This window comes from Pseudomonadota bacterium, assembly GCA_039028935.1.
Taxonomy (GTDB): domain Bacteria; phylum Pseudomonadota; class Gammaproteobacteria; order Steroidobacterales; family SZUA-146; genus SZUA-146.
In genome coordinates this window covers 14,372-34,516 of record JBCCHD010000005.1, presented here as the reverse complement: position 1 = coordinate 34,516, position 20,145 = coordinate 14,372, and the positions used below count along the sequence as shown (strand labels likewise).

Annotated in this window: 18 protein-coding genes and 1 tRNA gene; 17 read left to right on the top strand and 2 right to left on the bottom strand. The window is 56.1% G+C overall.

The window, feature by feature from the left end; translation table 11 throughout:
• Positions 1–11: 11 nt before the first annotated feature.
• Positions 12–917 carry an NAD(+) kinase gene (locus AAF465_03740; GenBank protein ID MEM7081822.1) on the bottom strand — a complete coding sequence of 302 codons (906 nt, stop codon included), beginning with the start codon at positions 915–917 and terminating at the stop codon, positions 12–14.
• A 178-nt stretch (positions 918–1,095) separates the two neighbouring features.
• Here AAF465_03740 and hrcA point away from each other — a divergent pair, with 178 nt between their 5' ends.
• From hrcA to greA, 8 genes are all read left to right on the top strand, one after another.
• On the top strand, positions 1,096–2,163 hold the full coding sequence (gene hrcA / locus AAF465_03735) for a heat-inducible transcriptional repressor HrcA (protein ID MEM7081821.1): 1,068 nt from the start codon (positions 1,096–1,098) through the stop codon (positions 2,161–2,163).
• Positions 2,164–2,239: 76 nt separating this feature from the next.
• Positions 2,240–2,836, top strand: a complete 597-nt coding sequence (gene grpE, locus AAF465_03730; GenBank protein MEM7081820.1) for a nucleotide exchange factor GrpE — start codon at positions 2,240–2,242, stop codon at positions 2,834–2,836.
• 115 nt (positions 2,837–2,951) lie between these two features.
• The gene (gene dnaK / locus AAF465_03725; protein MEM7081819.1) at positions 2,952–4,865 is read left to right on the top strand and encodes a molecular chaperone DnaK; all 1,914 of its coding nucleotides are present in this window, start codon (positions 2,952–2,954) and stop codon (positions 4,863–4,865) included.
• Between the two features lie 116 nt (positions 4,866–4,981).
• Positions 4,982–6,106, top strand: coding sequence for a molecular chaperone DnaJ (gene dnaJ / locus AAF465_03720; GenBank protein MEM7081818.1), 1,125 nt, complete (start codon positions 4,982–4,984; stop codon positions 6,104–6,106).
• A gap of 31 nt (positions 6,107–6,137) precedes the next feature.
• Positions 6,138–6,875, top strand: a complete 738-nt coding sequence (dapB, locus tag AAF465_03715) for a 4-hydroxy-tetrahydrodipicolinate reductase (protein ID MEM7081817.1) — start codon at positions 6,138–6,140, stop codon at positions 6,873–6,875.
• Between the two features lie 116 nt (positions 6,876–6,991).
• A complete protein-coding gene (gene carA, locus AAF465_03710) occupies positions 6,992–8,131 on the top strand; it encodes a glutamine-hydrolyzing carbamoyl-phosphate synthase small subunit (protein ID MEM7081816.1) in 1,140 nt (379 codons plus the stop codon).
• Between the two features lie 75 nt (positions 8,132–8,206).
• Complete coding sequence (gene carB, locus AAF465_03705; GenBank protein MEM7081815.1) at positions 8,207–11,431, top strand: carbamoyl-phosphate synthase large subunit; 3,225 nt, start codon at positions 8,207–8,209, stop codon at positions 11,429–11,431.
• The gene (gene greA / locus AAF465_03700; GenBank protein ID MEM7081814.1) at positions 11,428–11,904 is read left to right on the top strand and encodes a transcription elongation factor GreA; all 477 of its coding nucleotides are present in this window, start codon (positions 11,428–11,430) and stop codon (positions 11,902–11,904) included. Before carB ends, greA begins: the two co-directional genes overlap by 4 nt.
• A gap of 78 nt (positions 11,905–11,982) precedes the next feature.
• On the opposite strand, the gene yhbY is transcribed toward greA, so the two are convergent.
• On the bottom strand, positions 11,983–12,279 hold the full coding sequence (gene yhbY / locus AAF465_03695) for a ribosome assembly RNA-binding protein YhbY (protein MEM7081813.1): 297 nt from the start codon (positions 12,277–12,279) through the stop codon (positions 11,983–11,985).
• 101 nt (positions 12,280–12,380) lie between these two features.
• On the opposite strand from yhbY, the gene rlmE reads away from it, so the two are divergent.
• The 9 genes from rlmE (at position 12,381) to AAF465_03650 (ending at position 20,143) form a co-directional block, all read left to right on the top strand.
• The gene (gene rlmE, locus AAF465_03690) at positions 12,381–12,998 is read left to right on the top strand and encodes a 23S rRNA (uridine(2552)-2'-O)-methyltransferase RlmE (GenBank protein MEM7081812.1); all 618 of its coding nucleotides are present in this window, start codon (positions 12,381–12,383) and stop codon (positions 12,996–12,998) included.
• A 195-nt stretch (positions 12,999–13,193) separates the two neighbouring features.
• Positions 13,194–15,110, top strand: a complete 1,917-nt coding sequence (gene ftsH, locus AAF465_03685; protein MEM7081811.1) for an ATP-dependent zinc metalloprotease FtsH — start codon at positions 13,194–13,196, stop codon at positions 15,108–15,110.
• A gap of 80 nt (positions 15,111–15,190) precedes the next feature.
• Entirely contained in the window at positions 15,191–16,021 is an 831-nt protein-coding gene (folP, locus tag AAF465_03680) for a dihydropteroate synthase (protein MEM7081810.1), read from the top strand.
• A gap of 66 nt (positions 16,022–16,087) precedes the next feature.
• Positions 16,088–17,416: a phosphoglucosamine mutase gene (gene glmM / locus AAF465_03675; GenBank protein ID MEM7081809.1), complete on the top strand. Its 1,329-nt coding sequence runs from the start codon at positions 16,088–16,090 to the stop codon at positions 17,414–17,416.
• 183 nt (positions 17,417–17,599) lie between these two features.
• Entirely contained in the window at positions 17,600–18,349 is a 750-nt protein-coding gene (tpiA, locus tag AAF465_03670) for a triose-phosphate isomerase (protein ID MEM7081808.1), read from the top strand.
• Between the two features lie 22 nt (positions 18,350–18,371).
• Complete coding sequence (gene secG / locus AAF465_03665) at positions 18,372–18,782, top strand: preprotein translocase subunit SecG (GenBank protein ID MEM7081807.1); 411 nt, start codon at positions 18,372–18,374, stop codon at positions 18,780–18,782.
• Between the two features lie 48 nt (positions 18,783–18,830).
• Positions 18,831–18,916: transfer RNA gene (locus tag AAF465_03660), tRNA-Leu, on the top strand.
• Positions 18,917–19,271: 355 nt separating this feature from the next.
• The gene (locus tag AAF465_03655; GenBank protein ID MEM7081806.1) at positions 19,272–19,628 is read left to right on the top strand and encodes an NADH-quinone oxidoreductase subunit A; all 357 of its coding nucleotides are present in this window, start codon (positions 19,272–19,274) and stop codon (positions 19,626–19,628) included.
• Positions 19,619–20,143, top strand: a complete 525-nt coding sequence (locus tag AAF465_03650) for an NADH-quinone oxidoreductase subunit B family protein (GenBank protein ID MEM7081805.1) — start codon at positions 19,619–19,621, stop codon at positions 20,141–20,143. Before AAF465_03655 ends, AAF465_03650 begins: the two co-directional genes overlap by 10 nt.
• Positions 20,144–20,145 lie beyond the last annotated feature (2 nt).

The following is a 20,145-nucleotide window of genomic DNA, read 5'->3' as shown; positions in this document are numbered from 1 at the left end:
CAGTTTAACGCTTAGGCCTTTTCAGGGAGCCCGTAATGGCCCCAATTCAGTTTGGAGCGAAGCACCTCGAAATAGTCGTAGTTCGTGGGATGCAGAAGCGTAATACGATCGGCGGCTTGCGTCACTTCCAGCGTATCGCCGACGGCCATTTCATCGGTCATGCGTCCGTCGACGGTGACAAAGGCGTCTGCTTCAAAGCGGTGTTCGACCCGAATCTCGATGTGTGAGTTGCCTGGGATCACAACCGGACGGTCACTGAGCGTGTGCGGGCAGATCGGCACCATCGCCACGGCATTGAGGCCCGGCTGCATAATCGGACCGCCGCTCGATAGGGCGTACGCGGTCGAGCCGGTAGGCGTAGAAATAATTAGCCCGTCGCCTCGGTGGGTGTTGACGTACGCGCCGTCAACCCTTACGTCGAAATCGAGCATTTGGCCCATGGCGCCGCGTTGAACCACAATGTCATTGAGGGCAACCTGCGATTGCTTAACGTCGTTTCCGTGTCGCAGTGTGGCCTGGAGTAACATGCGTGATTCGCGCACGAATTCGCCTCGCAAAATACTGCCCAAGCCGTCCTCGACTTCGTGCGGCAAGATGTCGGCGAGAAACCCCCGTCGGCCACGGTTAATCCCCAGAAGCGGTAAGCTCGCTCGTCGGATGAGATGGGCCGCCTGGAGCATGGTGCCGTCACCGCCAACGGCAATGACCAGATCGCAATGATCGCCAAGGGCGTTCTCGGGGCAGGCGCGAACACCCTCAATGTGCTCGAACGCGGTGTCTTTGGCTACCCAAACCGTGCGGTCGTTGCGCAGAAGATAGGCGATGAGTGCCGCCACCGTTTCTTGGACATTGGGATCGTGATCGCGCGCAATGAGGGCAATCGAGCGAAAGTTCGGGGTCGCTGATTGGCGGGTCATACGGCGCTGTGAATTAGGCGGTACATAGTGCGAAACGATAGCAACGCAGGCCGCGAGTTAAAAGCGATTTTGAGGTTGAATTGGCGAGGAACTTGGAGCCGGCTCATGGTAACGATAAAATAACCCCACCGCGCGGGACGTACGCCGCGCGGTGTGACACAGGAAGTAGGCGGTCGATATGACAACCCAACATGATGGCAGTGGCCTGTCCGACAGGGCGCAGGCGCTACTGAAAACTCTGGTCGAACAGTATATCGACGGCGGTCAGCCGGTCGGTTCTAACACGCTGCTCGAACGATCGGGTGTCAATGCAAGCTCGGCGACCATTCGTAACGTGATGTCCCGACTTGAAAAGCTCGGTTTCATTCGCTCGCCGCATACATCGGCGGGTCGTATTCCGACCGACCTTGGCTATCGCTGCTTTGTGGATACACTCCTGAAGGTGCCGCCGATGTCCGAGGCGCAGCTTGCCCGCTTGCAGCATGATTTTCAGACACAAGCGCGCGACGCGATGAGCTCCAAAGACGTGGTACAAAGCGCGACGTCGATGCTATCGAGTTTTACCCGCATGGCGGGTGTGGTGACGCTGCCCCGACAAAACCATCTCGCGCTCAACCGTATTGAGTTCTTACCCTTGTCGGGAGCCAAGATCCTGGTGATCATGGTGGTGAATAACCAAGAAGTCGAGAATCGCATTATCGAACTCGACCGCGAATACACCGAATCCGAGTTACGGCAGGCGTCCAATTTTCTCAATGCGCGATTTGCCGGTGCGGATATCGCATCGGTCCGCCGCACGCTCGTCGCCGAGCTCGAGCAAACCCGCGATGATATGAACCAGCTCATGCTGAATGCCATTCAACTGGCAAAATCCGCGTTTGATACCGATACCGACAAAGGCAGTGGCATCGCTGTGGCCGGCGAAACCCATCTGATGGACTATCAAGATCTATCGGATATGGAGCGCATTCGCGATCTGTTCAACGCCTTTAATGAACAGCGCGACCTGCTTCAGCTGTTGGATAAGTCGATGTCCGCTGAGGGTGTCCGCATCTTCATCGGTGAAGAGTCTGGCTACGAATTGTTGGATGCCTGTTCGGTGGTTTCTGCTCCGTATTCCAACGAAGAAGGGGTGGTCGGCGTATTGGCCGTCATTGGGCCCACCCGAATGGCCTATGAGCGGGTCATTCCGATTGTGGATGTCACCGCAAATATATTGACCTCGGCCTTGAAATCCAACGACTAGACCGCCATATTCTCCCGCATCTGCGCGCGGCGGCGCCTCCCCGTTATTAATTACTCTAAGAGTTAGCTTTAAGACTATGAACGATAAAGAAAAATCAGTTGAAACTGAAGAACAAACTGTGTCTGAAGAAGGCGTGGCCAACGCACACGAATCCGCCGAGGGCGAGTCGCTTTCCCCGAGCGTCGAAGTGGAGATCGATCGCGATAGCGTCGACGGCTTGAAAAAAGCGCTCGCCGCCATGGAAACGAAGGCTGACGACCATTGGGCGCGGTATCTGAGAACGGCTGCCGAAATGGAAAACGTGCGGAAGCGCGCGCAGCGCGACGTTGAAAAAGCCCATAAGTATGGTTTTGAGAAATTTGCCGGCGATGTGTTGGGGGTCCGCGACAGCATGGTAATGGGGCTCGAGGCGGCAAAGGAAAATGCGACCACTGAATCGTTTACCGAGGGCACGGAGATGACCCTTAAGCTTCTGGATCAGGTGCTGGCCCGCCACGGGGTCACCGAAATCGATCCGGCGGGCGAGACGTTCAACCCCGATTTGCATGAGGCAATGGCCATGATTGATAGCCCCGATGCCGAGCCGAATACGGTGGTTCAGGTGGTGCAGACCGGCTACGAAATTAACGGCCGTCTGTTGCGGGCGGCGCGCGTGCTGGTGGCCAAGGCCTAAGCGGCGAAATTGGCTGTAGATCATTGAATTTCCGGGGTGAGGGGGCTTGTATTGCCCGACCGACACCCCCATGTATTGAGCAACTTTTTAATCAAATCCTCTTGGAGTATGCGTTATGGGCAGAATCATAGGCATTGACCTTGGCACAACTAACTCATGTGTGGCGGTCATGGACGGCGATCAGCCGAAAGTCATCGAAAACAGCGAGGGCGACCGCACCACCCCGTCTGTCGTGGCATTCACGAAAGACGATGAGGTGCTCGTCGGGCAACCAGCGAAGCGTCAGGCCGTGACCAACCCCGAAAACACGCTCTTTGCCGTCAAGCGTCTCATCGGTCGTCGATTTGACGATGAGGTCGTCGCCAAAGATCGCGACATGGTGCCGTACAACATTGTCAAAGCCGACAACGGCGACGCGTGGGTGGAAGTGCATGGCAAAAAAATGGCGCCACCGGAAGTGTCCGCCCGTGTACTCATGAAAATGAAAAAAACCGCCGAGGACTACCTGGGCGAAGAAGTCACCGAAGCGGTCATCACCGTGCCTGCGTATTTTAATGACTCTCAGCGTCAGGCAACCAAGGATGCGGGTCGCATCGCGGGCCTCGAAGTGAAGCGAATTATCAACGAGCCCACTGCGGCGGCGTTGGCGTATGGCATGGACAAGCAGCGTGGTGATCGCAAGATTGCGGTCTACGACCTCGGGGGTGGTACGTTCGACGTATCGATTATCGAAATTGCCGAGGTGGATGGTGAGCATCAGTTCGAGGTGCTCTCGACCAATGGTGATACGTTCCTGGGTGGTGAAGACTTCGATCTGCGAATCATTCAATACCTTGCTAAAGAGTTCGAAAAAGAGAGCGGTGTCGACGTCAGTAAAGACGCGGTGGCCATGCAGCGTCTGAAAGAAGCGGCTGAAACGGCCAAAATCGAGCTGTCATCAAGTCAGCAAACAGAAGTCAATTTGCCGTACATCACCGCCGATGCCAGTGGGCCGAAACATCTCAACATCAAATTGACCCGTGCCAAATTGGAATCGCTGGTCGAAGACCTCGTGACCCGCACCATCACACCCTGCAAGGTTGCACTGAACGATGCTGGCCTGTCGGTCGGCGAAATTGCCAATGTCATTTTGGTGGGTGGTCAAACTCGCATGCCCAAAGTGATCGAGGCGGTAAAAGATTTCTTCGGTAAAGATCCCCGTCGGGACGTGAATCCGGATGAGGCCGTGGCGGTGGGTGCCGCCATTCAAGGTGGCGTGTTGGCGGGTGACGTCAAAGACGTGTTGCTGCTGGACGTGACGCCGTTGTCGCTTGGCATTGAAACACTCGGTGGCGTCATGACCAAGCTGATCGACAAGAACACCACCATTCCGACCAACGCGCAGGAGACGTTTTCGACGGCGGCCGACAATCAGCCAGAGGTGACCATTCAGGTGCTTCAGGGAGAGCGTGAGCGCGCACAGGACAACAAGTCCTTGGGTCGTTTCAATTTGTCCGGTATTGCGCCGGCCCCGCGGGGTGTGCCGCAGATCGAGGTCACCTTCGACATCGATGCGAACGGTATCCTTAATGTGTCGGCGAAAGACAAAGCAACGGGCAAAGAACAGAAAATCGTGATCAAAGCCTCAAGCGGTTTGTCGGACGATGAAATCGACCAAATGGTGCAAGACGCCGAGTCGCATGCAGAGGAAGACGCCAAGTTCCGTGAATTGGTGGATGCCCGCAACCAAGGCGACGCCATGATTCATGCCACGGAAAAATCGATGGAGGAACTCGGCGATAAAGTGACAGCTGAGGAGCGTGGTGCGATCGAATCCGCCACGGCAGATCTTCGCAAAGCGCTTGAAGGCGATAACAAAGAGGCCATTGAGTCCAAGACGCAGGCGTTGGCCCAAGCGTCCGCCGGCATGGCGGAGCGACTCTACGCGCAGAGCGAAGACGGTGCCCCGGCAGAAGACAGCGGTGCGTCAGACGTCGACGACGCGGTGGACGCGGAGTTTGAGGAAGTCAAAAGCGACGACAACAAGTAGAGCAACACCTACCATCCCATCCGGCTCTGACCCGCCGGATGGGGTGTTTATAGACCACGAATTCACCAGTGAGCGGCGATGACGCCGCCATGAGCACACTCAGGAAACACGATTGCATGTCTGACGATTATTATCAGGTGCTGGGCGTAGAACGATCGGCCGACGAGGCGACGATCAAGAAAGCCTATCGTCGATTGGCAATGAAGCATCATCCGGATCGCAACGCCGGCGACGTTGAGTCAGAGGCCAAGTTTAAGGCCGCCAAAGAAGCCTATGAGGTGCTCAGCGATCCCAATAAGCGGGCGCGCTACGATCAGTTTGGCAAGGAAGGGTTGTCGGGTGCCGCGGGTGGTGGCGGTATGCATAGCGACTTTGGCGACATTTTCGGCGATGTATTTGGCGATATATTCGGCGGCGGTCGTCGTCGCAGTAGTGGTCCCCAAGTGTATCGTGGCGCAGATTTGCGTTACGGCCTGTCGTTGTCCCTTGAACAGGTCGTGTTTGGCGATGAAGTCAAAATTGACATTCCCAAAGCGCATGTCTGTGAGGCGTGTGATGGCAGTGGGTGTGCCGATGGCACCAAGCCGGTCACGTGTGATACGTGCGGTGGCGTCGGTCAGGTGCGAATGCAGCAGGGTTTCTTCTCCGTCCAACAAACCTGCCCCAAGTGTCGTGGGAGCGGGGTGATCATCACCAACCCCTGTAAACAGTGCTCTGGAACCGGCCGCGTGCGCAAGACCAAAACGTTGTCCATTAAGATACCCGCCGGTGTGGATGAAGGGGATCGCATTCGCCTGAGCGGCGAAGGCGAACCCGGCCAAAATGGGGGGCCACCTGGCGATCTGTTTGTTGAAATCGAGGTTAAGCCCCACAAGATTTTTGCGCGGGAAGGCAGTCACCTGCATTGCGAGGTGCCCATCAGCTTTGTCACGGCGGCATTGGGCGGTGAGGTCGAGGTGCCGACGCTCGGCGGTCAGGTGTCTCTAAAGGTGCCGGCCGGCACTCAATCATCCAAGCGTTTCCGACTGCGCGGCAAGGGCGTCAAGCCGGTGCGCGGGGGTTCGGTAGGCGACTTGTATTGCACGGCCGTGATCGAGACACCCGTCAATTTGACCCGCGAGCAAAAAACGCTGTTGGAGCAGCTTGATGAATCGCTACAATCCGGCGCTTCGAATCACAGCCCCAAATCGCGTTCCTGGCTCGATGGAGTCAAATCCTTTTTTGACGACCTCACTCAGTGATCGTGCGCAGCTCCCGCGGTGACATCGGGCTATGACACGTGCGCGCGTTGTGCTGTTTGGGGCCACAGGCCGCATGGGACGAGCGCTGCAGTTGGTGCTGGCAGAGTCCGCCCAAGCCGCCTTTTTTGGCGCGGTTGGGCGCGTGGTCGCCGGCGGGCATGTGGCGACCGATGCCACGGGTGCCGCAACGGATCCCAAGAACTTGCTGGAGCAAGCGGACGTCTGCATCGACTTTACGCTGCCTGAGACGCTGGGGACGCACCTTGATCTTTGCACACAGCATCGGGTTGCGTACGTGTCGGGTGTGACCGGACTCGGCGACGCCGCGCAGGACGCGCTTGATCATGCGGCGGACACCATTCCGTTGCTGTGGGCGCCAAATATGAGCACCTCGGTGAATGTCTGCTTTGGTGCGGCCGCCGATATTGCTCGTCGCCTGAGCGGTGAGGTATCGGTCTCGATTCATGATATTCATCACGCGGGCAAGCAGGACGCGCCGTCGGGCACCGCGCTCGAATTTGGGCGGTTGATACAGGCAACCGGCGCCACGCTTCAACCGATTCGCTACACGAGCGTTCGGGATGGCCGTCACCCGGGCGAACACCACATTCTGTTTGAGAGCGGAACGGATCAAATCGAGCTGCGGCACCGCGCGGGCGATCGCCGGGAGTTTGCGGTGGGCGCAGTGCGCGCGGCGAGTTGGCTTATCGATCAGTCGCCCGGGCGCTATAACATGCAGAATGTATTGAACATTACAAACTCTCCATAGACACCTGCAGCGCACCTGACGTATCATGCAATCCCAGCGGGACGGGTCGTGAACCCCTCCCGTTTTGTGTATCACACACAGCGAGCCGGCATCTGCGACCGGCGGTAGGGGATTCTGTGACAGTACCAGCCATTCTTGCGCTCGAAGATGGAACACTCTTCCAGGGCCATTCCATTGGTGCGGCCGGAAGCACCGTCGGTGAGGTCGTTTTCAATACCGCGATGAGCGGCTATCAGGAAATTCTGACCGACCCATCCTATTCACGTCAGCTTGTCACATTGACCTATCCTCATATCGGCAACACTGGCGTCAACCTCGATGACCAGGAGTCCGATCAGATTCAGGCCGGCGGCCTGATCATTCGCGACTTGCCCATCCTGCCGAGCAATTGGCGTATGGAGGAGTCTTTGAGCGATTACCTAATACGCCAACAAACGGTCGCCATCGCCGATATCGACACGCGTCGATTGACGCGCCACCTGCGAACCCATGGAGCACAGAACGGCTGCATCATGACCGGCAGTTACGATGCGGATGTGGCGGTCGCCGCGGCGCAGAAGTTTCCGGGTTTGAAGGGCATGGATCTGGCGAAAGTGGTGTCAACCAAAACGGAATATCAGTGGGCAGAAAATATCTGGACATTGGAAGGCGACACACCGGATGTCAGTAAGCGCTATCGAGTTGTGGCCTACGATTTTGGCGTGAAACGCAATATTCTTCGGCTGCTGGTGCATCACGGTTGCGATGTCACGGTGGTGCCCGCTGAGACGCCCGCCGAGGCGGTCCTGGCGATGTCGCCGGACGGCGTGTTTTTATCAAACGGGCCGGGCGATCCCGAACCGTGTGACTACGCCATAGACGCGATCAAAACGATCCTGGCGCAGCGGATACCGACGTTTGGTATTTGCCTTGGGCACCAATTGTTGGCCTTGGCGAGCGGGGCGCGCACCATCAAAATGAAGTTTGGTCATCACGGCGCGAACCACCCCATTCAAGATCTGGCGTCCAAGGTCGTGATGATCAGCAGCCAGAATCACGGTTTTGCGGTGGATCAAGACAGTCTGCCTGATCACCTCACCGCTACTCACATTTCACTGTTCGATCAATCGCTACAGGGCATTGCCCGAACCGACACGCCGGCGTTCGGTTTTCAAGGTCACCCTGAAGCCAGTCCGGGACCACATGATTTGCGCCCGCTGTTCGGTCAGTTTATCGACATGATGAAGGTTCATCAGCAGTCGCTAATGGCCAGCTGATCGTCAATTGAGAAACGAACTCCCCTTAAACCCATCGGGTGCGCGGGCGCGCGCAACCGGCTAACGAGAGACGCCATGCCTAAGCGTACCGACATCCAGTCAATCCTTATTATCGGCGCCGGTCCCATCGTGATCGGTCAAGCTTGCGAATTCGATTATTCCGGGGCGCAGGCGTGTAAGGCGCTAAAAGAAGAGGGTTACCGGGTTATTTTGGTTAACTCAAATCCGGCGACCATTATGACCGATCCGGATACCGCAGACGCGGTGTATATCGAGCCGATTCGCTGGCAAAACGTCGAGTCGGTTATCGCCAAGGAAAAACCCGATGCACTGTTGCCAACGATGGGCGGTCAAACCGCACTCAACTGTGCGCTGGACCTCGTACGCAAGGGAGTGTTGGAAAAATACAATGTGGAGATGATCGCTGCGCAACGTGAGGCGATCGATATGGCCGAGGACCGCGAACAATTTCGCCAGGCCATGACCGAAATTGGTCTTGCGTCGGCACGCGCCGGTATTGCCCATTCGATGGAAGAAGCGGTTGCTATTCGTAACGACATTGGCTTTCCCATTATTATTCGTCCGTCGTTCACCATGGGTGGTTCGGGCGGCGGCATCGCCTACAACCTGGAAGAATTCGAACACATTGTCAGTCGCGGACTCGATCTGAGTCCGACAACCGAAGTGCTGCTGGAAGAATCACTGTTGGGTTGGAAAGAATTCGAGATGGAGGTGATTCGGGACAAGAACGACAATTGCATTATTGTCTGCGCCATCGAAAACCTGGACGCAATGGGTGTGCACACAGGCGACTCGATAACGGTGGCGCCTGCGCAAACACTGACCGACAAGGAATACCAGATTATGCGGGACGCGTCGCTCGCGGTATTGCGCAAAATCGGTATCGAGACGGGCGGTTCAAATGTGCAGTTTGCGGTAAACCCCGATGACGGTAGGCTGATTGTCATCGAGATGAATCCACGTGTATCCCGCTCGTCGGCGCTCGCTTCCAAAGCCACCGGGTTCCCGATCGCAAAGGTCGCGGCGAAGCTGGCCGTTGGCTACACACTCGACGAATTGAGCAACGACATCACTGGCGGCGCGACTCCCGCCTCGTTCGAACCATCGATCGACTACGTTGTAACGAAGATTCCACGTTTTACGTTCGAGAAATTTCCCGATGCCAATGATCGTCTCACCACGCAAATGAAGTCGGTCGGCGAGGTGATGGCGATCGGCCGGACGTTTCAAGAATCGATGCACAAGGCACTTCGAGGTATTGAGACAGGCATTTGCGGATTTGACCCCATCATGCCGGTGGAGGCCAGCAGCAACGCGCAAGCGATGTTGCGTCACGAGCTCAAGGCGCCCGGCGCGGATCGCATCTTATACTTGGCCGATGCGATTCGACATGGCTTTTCGATGGATGAAATCGGCACCCTGACCGGTATTGATCCATGGTTTCTCGCGCAGATCGAGGATCTTATTCGAACCGAGCAAGCGGTGGCCACGGCGGGATTCGAGGCGTTGGATGCGAATCGACTTCGCGAGCTGAAACGCAAAGGGTTTTCCGATTTACGCCTCGCCGCGTTGTGTGATGTGGGCGAGGCCGATATTCGCGCTAGTCGCATAAAACACAGTGTTATTCCGGTGTTTAAACGCGTTGATACGTGCGCGGCCGAATTTGCGACATCCACGGCCTATATGTACTCATCGTATGAAGAGGAGTGCGAATCGGACCCGTCTGATCGGGACAAAGTGATGATTCTGGGCGGCGGTCCCAATCGCATCGGCCAAGGAATCGAGTTTGACTATTGCTGCGTGCATGCGGCGTTAGCGCTGCGCGACGACGGTTACGAAACGATCATGGTCAACTGTAACCCTGAAACGGTGTCGACAGACTACGATACCTCTGACCGTTTGTATTTTGAGCCCCTCACGTTTGAGGACGTGATGACCATCATTGAACTGGAAAAACCGGTGGGTGTCATCGTGCAGTTTGGCGGTCAGACGCCACTCAATCTGGCGCGGCAACTGGAAGCGGCGGGCGCGCCGATTGTGGGCACCACACCCGATTGCATTGATTTGGCGGAGGACCGCGAGCGGTTCCAACAGCTCATCCAGGATATCGACCTCAAGCAGCCGGCAAATGCGACCGCCAAAACCGAAGAAGAGGCGCTCGAGCGCGCGGAAGATGTGGGCTATCCGCTCGTCGTGCGGCCTTCCTATGTGCTGGGTGGTCGGGCTATGGAAATCGTGTTTTCGAAAGCGGATCTCAACGCGTATATTAACAGCGCAGTGCAAGTGTCGAACGAGAGTCCGGTGCTACTCGACCGGTTCTTGAATCTGGCCACAGAAGTCGACGTTGACATTATTTGCGACGGCGACGATGTACTAGTCGGTGGCATTATGGAGCATATCGAACAGGCGGGTGTTCATTCGGGTGATTCGAGCTGTATTTTGCCGCCGGCCTCGCTCAGTGAAGCCACTGAGAATGAGTTGATTCGTCAAGTCACGTTGCTGGCGCGATCGCTCAACGTCGTGGGGTTGATGAATACCCAGTTTGCGATTCAGGGTGACAACATTTTCCTTCTGGAGGTAAACCCGCGTGCCTCGCGAACGGTGCCATTTGTCTCGAAAGCGACGGGTCTTCCGCTCGCCAAAATCGCGGCGCGTGTGATGATGGGGCGATCGCTCAAAGAACAAAACTGCTTGGTAACCCCCAAGCCGCGCTATTACTCAGTAAAAGAGTCGGTGTTTCCTTTCTTAAAGTTTCCAGGGTCTGACCCGATACTGGGTCCAGAGATGAAATCCACGGGCGAAGTTATGGCCACGGGGCCGACGTTTGCGATTGCCTACGCTAAGGCGCAACAAGCATCGGGCATCAAGCTACCGGCGAGTGGTCAGGTGTTTATCAGCGTGCGCGACAGTGATAAGCCCGCCGCGGTTGAGCTTGCGCAGGATTTGGTGGAACGCGGCTTTTCGCTGATTGCGACTCACGGCACGGCACGTGCGATCAACGGCGCAGGCGTTGAGTGTAAAGGAGTCAACAAGGTGCATGAAGGTAGACCTCACGTCGTTGATATGATCAAAAATGGTGAGATCGACTTAATCGTGAACAGCACCGAGGGCAAACAGGCAATCCACGAGTCGCATTCCATTCGTCGCGAGGCGGTGCGTGGTAAAGTAACGTATTACACCACCGTGGCGGGTGGCCGTGCGGGTTGCGCAGCGATGGATTATCTGGACGTGACGGACGTGAATCGACTGCAAGAACTCCATAAGGAAGTTGACTTATGAACAAAGTGCCACTGACCGCCGAAGGGGCCCAGCAGCTTCGGGATGAACTGACGCGACTCAAAGGGGAAGACCGTCCGACGGTTATCAAGGCCATTGCCGAAGCGCGGGAACATGGCGATCTAAAAGAAAACGCTGAGTATCATGCTGCCAAGGAGCAGCAGGGCTTCATCGAAGGTCGGATTAAGGACATCGAGGGGAAGCTGTCTAATGCCCAGATCATCGATGTCACCGACATGCCCGATACCGGGAAAGTGATTTTTGGCGTTACCGTTAAACTGCTGGAACTCGAATCCGATCAGGAAGTGACCTACCGTATCGTTGGCGAGGACGAGGCCGATATTAAACGCGGATTGATCTCGTTCACCTCGCCTATCGCTCGAGCGCTCATCGGTAAGTCCGCTGAGGACGAGATTGTGGTCAAAGCACCAGGCGGTGACATCGAGTATGAAATACTCGAAGTGCGTTACATTTAGATAAACGGTCGCAGAACCAACACACAACGTTTGCCGAGACGATCGTTTGACGCTTACTCCCTCGGTGTAATGCGTCGCTTAGCGCGGTAGCTGAATGCGAGGTTTGTCGAGATTGCGTTTGAACAACGTTGCCGTATTGCCTACGCGCTGAATGAGTTCACATTCCTGGTTATCGACAATTTGTTTTAATACCGTATCGCGTTCTACACGATCGCCTACACGCACTTTGATTTTGATCAGTTCATGAAACGAAAGCGCCGTGTTAATTTCCTTCAATACATTGTCAGTCAGGCCCTGGTTACCCAGCATCACCACGGCTTTCTTTTGGTGTGCGAGGCCGCGTAGGTATTTTTTTTGTGATTCGGTGAGTTGCATAAGTGTGCCGTCCAGTCCAAAAGAGCTCGCGCCAGGTTTCGGTTTCAATCAGGAAGGCGGACTCTAGCACCGCTAGCGTCAGGTTGGCAGGAGAATTTTAGGTGGGCAGAAAAGGCAGTAGCGGTCGGTGGCTGCACGAACACCATAAGGACGAATATGTCCTTCAGGCTCAGCGCGATGGATATCGCAGTCGCGCGGTGTACAAGCTGCTCGAATTGCTCGACAAAGAGCCGCTGATTCGGCGCGGGCAGCGGGTGCTCGATTTAGGCGCTGCGCCAGGCGGGTGGTCTCAGGTGGCGGCAAAACAGCTTGGGCCGGATGGTCAAATTGTTGCCGTTGATCTGCTGGAAATGCAACCATTAGAAGGAGTTACGTTTATCCAGGGCGATTTTCGTGAAGACGATGTGCTCGAGCAGATATTTTCGGCCATGAACGGTAAAGCGGATCTTGTAATGTCGGATATGGCCCCCAATATCAGTGGCATACGGTCAGCAGACCAGTCGCGCAGCATGTATTTAGCCGAGCTCGCGATCGATTGTGCCACGCAGGTATTGCGCCCGGGTGGTGCCTTTGTAACCAAGCTCTTTCATGGCGAAGGCTTTGATTTATATGTCAAAAATGCTCGATCCCTGTTTCGGAATGTCAAGGTTCGCAAGCCGCGGGCATCCCGGCCGCGAAGCCGTGAGACATACATGGTGGCCACGGGCTATGAGGTGTAGTAGTGTTGATGACTCAGACGCGTTCTTGCAGCGCGTCATCTGGCCCGCACCCTGGTCTCCGTGTCTTGGGTTGTCACGTCGGTCGGGGTCGCGGGACAGATTCCCTAAACGAATACACTCGTTTAGCCACACGCAGCGGACACACTCTGACTCTTTTCACGCACTTTAAATATCGGGAGTAAACCCTTGAGCGATCTGGGTAAGAACTTACTACTATGGGTCATTATCGCGCTCGTGCTGGTCACGGTGTTTGATAATTTCGGGCCTAAAATGGCGCCGGCCAATCAATTTAATTACTCCGACTTTCGTGATCAGCTCGATCGCGGCGCGATCGACACCGTCGTGTTCGAAGATCAAAACAAAATCACCGGAAAGCTCAAGAACGGCCAGACGTTTAGCACACTGAGTGTGGAGCGCGATTATCAGGCGCTGATTAAAGAGATGGACGAGGCCAACGTGACCTACTCACGTGCCGAACCCAAAGATCGCAGTCTGCTCTTTATCCTGTTTATCGAGTTTGCGCCGTTCTTGCTCCTTATCTTTGTGTGGATTTATTTCATGCGCCAGATGCAAGGCGGTGGCGGTGGCGGCATTCGCACGTTTGGCAAGAGCCGCGCCCGCATGCTCGGCGAAGATCAAGTCAACGTTAACTTCACTGATGTCGCCGGTGTCGAAGAAGCCAAAGAAGAAGTGGGTGAAATTGTCGACTTTCTGCGCGACCCCACTAAGTTCCAGCGTCTCGGGGGCAAGATTCCCCGTGGTGTGCTTATGGTAGGCCCGCCTGGCACCGGTAAAACCTTGCTCGCCCGCGCGATAGCGGGAGAGGCTAAGGTCCCGTTCTTTACCATTTCGGGTTCGGATTTTGTCGAGATGTTCGTCGGCGTAGGTGCCTCACGTGTACGCGACATGTTCGATCAGGCCAAGAAACATGCCCCATGCATTATCTTTATTGATGAGATCGATGCGGTGGGACGTCATCGTGGAGCCGGCGCCGGATTGAGTGGCGGTCACGACGAGCGGGAGCAAACGCTCAACCAGTTGCTCGTTGAAATGGATGGCTTCGAGGACAACGAAGGTGTGATCGTGATTGCCGCGACCAACCGAGCCGATGTGCTTGATAAAGCCTTGTTGCGACCAGGACGTTTTGACCGTCAAGTAACGGTGCCGCTGCCAGACGTACGCGGGCGCGAGCAAATTATCAAAGTGCACATGCGAAAAGTGCCAATCGGTGATGATGTGCGTCCCTCCGTGATCGCACGAGGCACGCCGGGTTTCTCAGGCGCCGATTTGGCGAACTTAGTGAATGAGGCGGCGCTGATGGCGGCGCGCAGCAACCGTCGCACCGTGCAAATGGAAGACTTCGAACAAGCCAAAGATAAGATCATCATGGGCGCGGAGCGCAAATCGATGGTGATGAGCGAAGAGGAAAAGCGCAATACGGCTTACCATGAGGCGGGACACGCCATTGTCGGACTGAATGTGCCTGAGCACGATCCGGTCTATAAGGTCACCATCATTCCACGTGGGCGTGCGCTCGGCGTCACCGTTTTTCTGCCCGAGGAGGACCGCTATAGTGCGAGTCGGCGACGGCTGAAGAGCCAGCTGGCCGTGTTGTTTGGTGGACGCATTGCCGAAGAGATGACGCTGGGTGAAGAGGGTGTCACCACCGGGGCGTCCAATGACATTGAAGTGGCGACGAATATCGCCACAAACATGGTCACGCGGTGGGGGCTTTCGGAAAAGCTCGGTCCGTTGAATTATACGGAGGACGAGAGTGCGATGTATTTGGGTCGCACACAGTCCGGTCGTAAAGACGTGTCGATGGATACGGCCGAACTGATTGACCAAGAGATCCGAGAGCTGATTACCACCAATTACGAGCGTGCCCGTAAGATTCTTGAGGAGAATCGACAGGCGCTCGATGACATGGCCGATGCGCTCATGAAGTACGAGACCATCGATGAAGACCAGATAAAAGATATCATGGCCGGCCGCAAGCCACGTCCCCCCGAAGATTGGGACGATCGCGGCGAGTCAGGGTTGCGTTCAAATGACACGAAAACGGACGACACAGGCGACTCGCCGATCGGAGGTCCGGCTGGTCAAAGCTAGTCGGTTAGTCTAACTACACACAGGCGATTGCGGTAACGCAGTCGCCTGTTTTTTTGCCCAATGCCCGGAGCACTCACATCATGAATTGGACGTTTCCTCCATCCTCTGACGGTTGGCCGAAGGTGATGGGGATTATTAATGTCACCCCAGACTCGTTTTCTGATGGGGGCCAGTTCGATTCAGTCGATGCGGCTGTTCGACAAGCGTCGGCAATGGTAAAGGCGGGTGTTGATATCGTCGATGTGGGTGGCGAATCGACGCGGCCAGGCGCGGATCGTGTCGCCGTTGACCAAGAACTCGAGCGTGTTGTGCCGGTCATCGAGGCGATCGTGCGAGAGTTTGATGTGCCGGTGTCTATCGATACGACGAAGCCCGAGGTGATGACCGCCGCAACGGATGCGGGCGCCCTCATGATTAACGACGTGAATGGCTTGGAGGCTGAAGGTGCGCTGAAGGCCGCCGCGTTGGCGCGGGTGCCTGTGTGTGTCATGCATCGACAAGGTTCGGCCAAGACCATGCAAGACAATCCGACCTACCAAAGCGTGGTTGCGGATATCGCTCACTACTTGGCAAACCGCGTGACCGCTTGCGAGGCCGCGGGAATTGACCGAGATCAAATCATCGTCGATCCGGGTTTTGGTTTTGGTAAGACCCTCGAGCACAATTTGGCGCTCTTCAAATCGTTGCCGGCACTCTCACCGCAGCCCTTGCTGGTCGGGGTGTCGCGCAAGTCTATGCTGGGAGCTGTTCTCAATCGTGAGGTTGACGAGCGCTTGTCCGGCTCGTTGGCCCTGGCCGCGTTGGCGGCCTGGATGGGGGCGGCGATCATTCGCGTTCATGACGTACCGGAAACGATTGATGCGGTACGGATCACATGTGCTGTGCGAGATGTTGCGTATAATACCGCGTAATTTGTACAAAAATTGATCAACTGTCGGGCTGGTAGGGGAACTGGCGGATGCGACAAGGGAGTGAACATGGGTAAATACTTTGGAACGGATGGCGTTCGTGGACCGGTCGGTGAGGCGCCGATGACCGTCAATTTTGCTGTCCGTCTGGCGAGCGCCGCGGGGCAGGTTATGGTGCCGGAAGGCGGCAGCGTCGTGGTCGGGAAGGACCCCAGAATCTCAGGTTATATGTTTGAGTCTGCGCTCGAGGCGGGATTTGTCGCAGCCGGTGTCAATGTCAAGTTGCTCCAGGTCATGCCCACACCTGGTATTGCATACCTAACACGTGTGCTCGGCGCCGACTTAGGCGTGGTCATCAGCGCGTCGCACAATTTGTATCAAGATAACGGTATTAAGTTCTTTGATCGCAATGGCTCCAAGCTCTCCGACGAGAATCAAGCACGCATTGAAGAACTGATCGATCAGCCGCCCATCACCCGGCAGTCCAAAAAACTCGGTCGGGCCGAGCGTCGGTATGACGCCGTTGATCGCTACATGACGTTTTGCAAGCAGTCGGTGAGTGAATCGCTGGATCTCAATGGTATGCGTATCGTAATTGATGGCTCTAATGGCGCTACGTTTAAGATCGCACCAAAAGTGTTTTCTGATTTGGGTGCGGACATTATTACCATTGGGTGTTCCCCCAACGGTACGAATATTAATGACGGATTCGGTTCGACCAGTCCCGAGGCGCTGCAAAGCACAGTGACGGCGCTCGGTGCCGATCTGGGTGTTGCCTTTGATGGTGACGGCGATCGTTTATCGTTGGTCGACAGCAAAGGCCGACTCATTGATGGCGATCAGATTGTGTATGCGCTGGCCATGGCGCGCAAACGTTCCGGCACATTGAAAGGACCCGTAGTCGGCACCGTCATGAGTAACTTGGGTCTTGAACAGGCGATGCAGCGTGAGGGAATCGAATTCTTGCGCGCGTCGGTGGGTGACCGGCATGTACTCAGCACACTAGCGGAAACGGGTGGCGTCATCGGCGGTGAAACGTCCGGACACATTATCTGTTTGGACAAAACCTCCACCGGGGACGGCATCATCGCGGCCCTGCAAATGCTGGCGGCGATACGCGACGCTGGGAAGCCGGTTGAGCAATTGTGTGCCGGCATGGCGAGATTGCCGCAAAAAATGATTAATGTGCGCATGGAAAAACGGGTGGACATCACCGACAACGACCAAATCAATACCGCGGTGGCTCACTCGGAGAGTCAGCTGGGTGATCGTGGTCGGGTGGTACTCAGGCCGTCTGGCACGGAGCCGGTTATTCGCGTGATGGTGGAAGGTAACGATGAAAGCGAAGTACTCCAGCACGCCGAATCGTTGGCCGAAGTGGTGGCCGCGGCCACCTGATTATCCAGTCGTGCGCCTCGACCCTCCCTTTGTCCATGCCTCGCCGTGCGAACGCGACCACGAAGCCATTGATTTTGCTTGTTTGGGTCGGTACAGTGCCGCTTCAACACGGAGTTGACTGTGCGAACATAGTTTAGATTTTATTCGTAAAGCACTGAAAAATATGGATTAGAGGACGGTCCTGTGCGCAAGCTTATCACGGCTGGAAACTGGAAAATGAACGGGTCGCGGGCCATGACGGCCACGCTCATCAACGAAATCAGACAGGGTCTGACGGATGAGTGTCGTTGCGAGGTGCTGATCTGCCCGTCATTTGGTTATTTGTCGTTGGCGTGTGGCCTGATCGCGGGCACGCCGATTCAGCTTGGCGCGCAAAATTTGAGCACCGAACACTCCGGGCCCCATACGGGCGAAGTGTCGGGCGATATGCTGGTGGATTTGGGCTGCACGCATGTGTTGGTCGGGCACTCCGAGAGGCGGGCGCTCTATGGCGAGTCGAGCGAGATGGTGGCCGTCAAATTCGAGGAGGCACAAACATCGGGTCTGACGCCAATTTTGTGCGTTGGCGAAACGCTCGAGGAGCGGGAAGCGGGTACCACCGAAAACGTCGTCAAGCGACAGCTCGACGCGGTGATTAACAGGGTGGGTGTTCGAGCGCTGGAGCGCGCCGTGTTGGCGTATGAACCCGTTTGGGCGATCGGTACCGGACAGACCGCAACGCCTGACCAGGCGCAGGATGTGCACGCGTATTTGCGTCGCATGATCGCGTCACAAAGTGATACTATAGCCGACTCGCTGCGCATCCTGTATGGCGGCAGCGTGAACGGCAAAAACGCGGCCGAGCTGTACGCCATGCCCGATGTTGACGGTGGTTTGGTGGGTGGCGCTTCACTGAAAAGCGAGCCGTTTTTGGAAATCTGTGCGGCAGCGTAGTGCTGCGATTGATAGGTATACGATGCAACAAATTATTTTGGTCATTCACCTGGTGCTGGCGTTCTTTCTCGTCGGTTTTATTTTGCTCCAGCAAGGCAAAGGGGCTGACGCCGGTGCGGCATTCGGTGCCGGTGCCTCTGGCACCGTGTTCGGTTCGCGTGGCTCGGGTAATTTTCTGTCGCGAACGACCTCGCTGCTGGCGTTCCTGTTTTTCTGCACAAGCTGCTACTTGGCCTACTTTGCTGCGCAGGGTGTGACCAGCAAGAGCATCGTTGAATCGCTGTCCGAACCGCAGTCCGAAGTGCCTTCGTTAACGCCCAATGAGGTGCCGACATTGCCCGCGGGTGACGTACCGTCACTGCCCGATCCGGTCGCGCCAGAATCAGAAGACTCAAATGGCGATGCACCGATTGATGGTGAGGGCGGTCAGTAACGCCCCGTTCGTGCGTTGTCGACGCTCCCAAACGGAATCAAAACTATTGCCGATGTGGTGGAATTGGTAGACACGCTGTCTTGAGGGGGCAGTGGCTTTTAGCTGTGCCGGTTCGAGTCCGGCCATCGGCACCATCCGTTTAATCTGTTTCTCGCCGGCATCTCCGGCGCTTCCTACCGACTGGGAAACGGCGCGGCGCTCGACGACCGTTGCGTCGAATTCAACACGCTTAGCGGTGTGAAATTGGCGTGATGATGCGCGCCCTGCGCGACGCGCTAAGTCTCTTGTGCGGGCGCGCACGCCACGAACAACGAAATACACGCTACATCAGGTCGTCCAGAACACAATTTGTCGCTTTCGTCGTGCCTTACGCGCACCAGGCTGTTACCATATTACGGACCGGGCCGGTCTGACCACGGGCCCACGGTCAGGCGTTTAACAACGTCAAACGTCGACACTCATCAACAGCCTGATTGATTGCGAAGTGACATGCTGACCGAATACGCTCCGATTCTGATTTTTCTTGCCGTGGCCACCGGCGTGGGCGTTGTGCTCCTCTCTTTGGGTTTTCTGCTTGGACCGACACGGCCCGACGACGAAAAACTGTCACCCTATGAATGCGGCTTCGAACCATTTGAAGACGCCCGCATGCGCTTCGACGTGCGTTACTACCTTGTGGCTATTCTCTTTATTATTTTTGATCTTGAGATCGCGTTCCTGTTTCCCTGGGCGGTATCGCTCGACAAAGTAGGTCTGTTTGGTCTGCTGAGCATGGCGCTCTTTCTGTTTATTTTGGTGGTCGGTTTTATTTACGAATGGAAGAAAGGGGCGCTCGAATGGGATTAGACGCAGCGCGCCCATCACTGGAAGCCGATGACTCGTACACGAACGAAGGCCAGGCGGGGCCGGGCTTTCTCACTGCCCGCGCCGATGACGTAATCAACTGGGCGCGGACCGGTTCCATGTGGCCGATGACGTTCGGATTGGCGTGTTGTGCGGTGGAAATGATGCACGCGGGCGCTGCGCGCTATGACTTGGATCAATTTGGGGTGCTGTTTCGGCCAAGTCCGCGTCAGAGTGACGTCATGATTGTGGCCGGTACCCTCTGCAACAAGATGGCGCCAGCGCTTCGCAAAGTGTATGACCAGATGGCTGAGCCACGTTGGGTGATTTCCATGGGGTCGTGTGCCAACGGTGGTGGTTACTACCATTACTCTTACTCAGTGGTGCGCGGTTGTGATCGCGTGGTGCCAGTCGATATTTATGTGCCGGGCTGTCCTCCGACCGCCGAGGCCTTGCTGTACGGCATTCTTCAGTTACAGAAAAAAATCAAACGTACTAACACCATTGCACGGGGATAATC

Bases quoted from the DNA above. Each gene is read 5' to 3' on its own strand.
- AAF465_03740 (MEM7081822.1), bottom strand. From the start codon at position 917: ATGACCCGCCAATCAGCGACCCCGAACTTTCGCTCGATTGCCCTCATT.
- hrcA (MEM7081821.1), top strand. From the start codon at position 1,096: ATGACAACCCAACATGATGGCAGTGGCCTGTCCGACAGGGCGCAGGCG.
- grpE (MEM7081820.1), top strand. From the start codon at position 2,240: ATGAACGATAAAGAAAAATCAGTTGAAACTGAAGAACAAACTGTGTCT.
- dnaK (MEM7081819.1), top strand. From the start codon at position 2,952: ATGGGCAGAATCATAGGCATTGACCTTGGCACAACTAACTCATGTGTG.
- dnaJ (MEM7081818.1), top strand. From the start codon at position 4,982: ATGTCTGACGATTATTATCAGGTGCTGGGCGTAGAACGATCGGCCGAC.
- dapB (MEM7081817.1), top strand. From the start codon at position 6,138: ATGACACGTGCGCGCGTTGTGCTGTTTGGGGCCACAGGCCGCATGGGA.
- carB (MEM7081815.1), top strand. From the start codon at position 8,207: ATGCCTAAGCGTACCGACATCCAGTCAATCCTTATTATCGGCGCCGGT.
- greA (MEM7081814.1), top strand. From the start codon at position 11,428: ATGAACAAAGTGCCACTGACCGCCGAAGGGGCCCAGCAGCTTCGGGAT.
- yhbY (MEM7081813.1), bottom strand. From the start codon at position 12,279: ATGCAACTCACCGAATCACAAAAAAAATACCTACGCGGCCTCGCACAC.
- folP (MEM7081810.1), top strand. From the start codon at position 15,191: ATGAATTGGACGTTTCCTCCATCCTCTGACGGTTGGCCGAAGGTGATG.
- glmM (MEM7081809.1), top strand. From the start codon at position 16,088: ATGGGTAAATACTTTGGAACGGATGGCGTTCGTGGACCGGTCGGTGAG.
- secG (MEM7081807.1), top strand. From the start codon at position 18,372: ATGCAACAAATTATTTTGGTCATTCACCTGGTGCTGGCGTTCTTTCTC.
- AAF465_03655 (MEM7081806.1), top strand. From the start codon at position 19,272: ATGCTGACCGAATACGCTCCGATTCTGATTTTTCTTGCCGTGGCCACC.
- AAF465_03650 (MEM7081805.1), top strand. From the start codon at position 19,619: ATGGGATTAGACGCAGCGCGCCCATCACTGGAAGCCGATGACTCGTAC.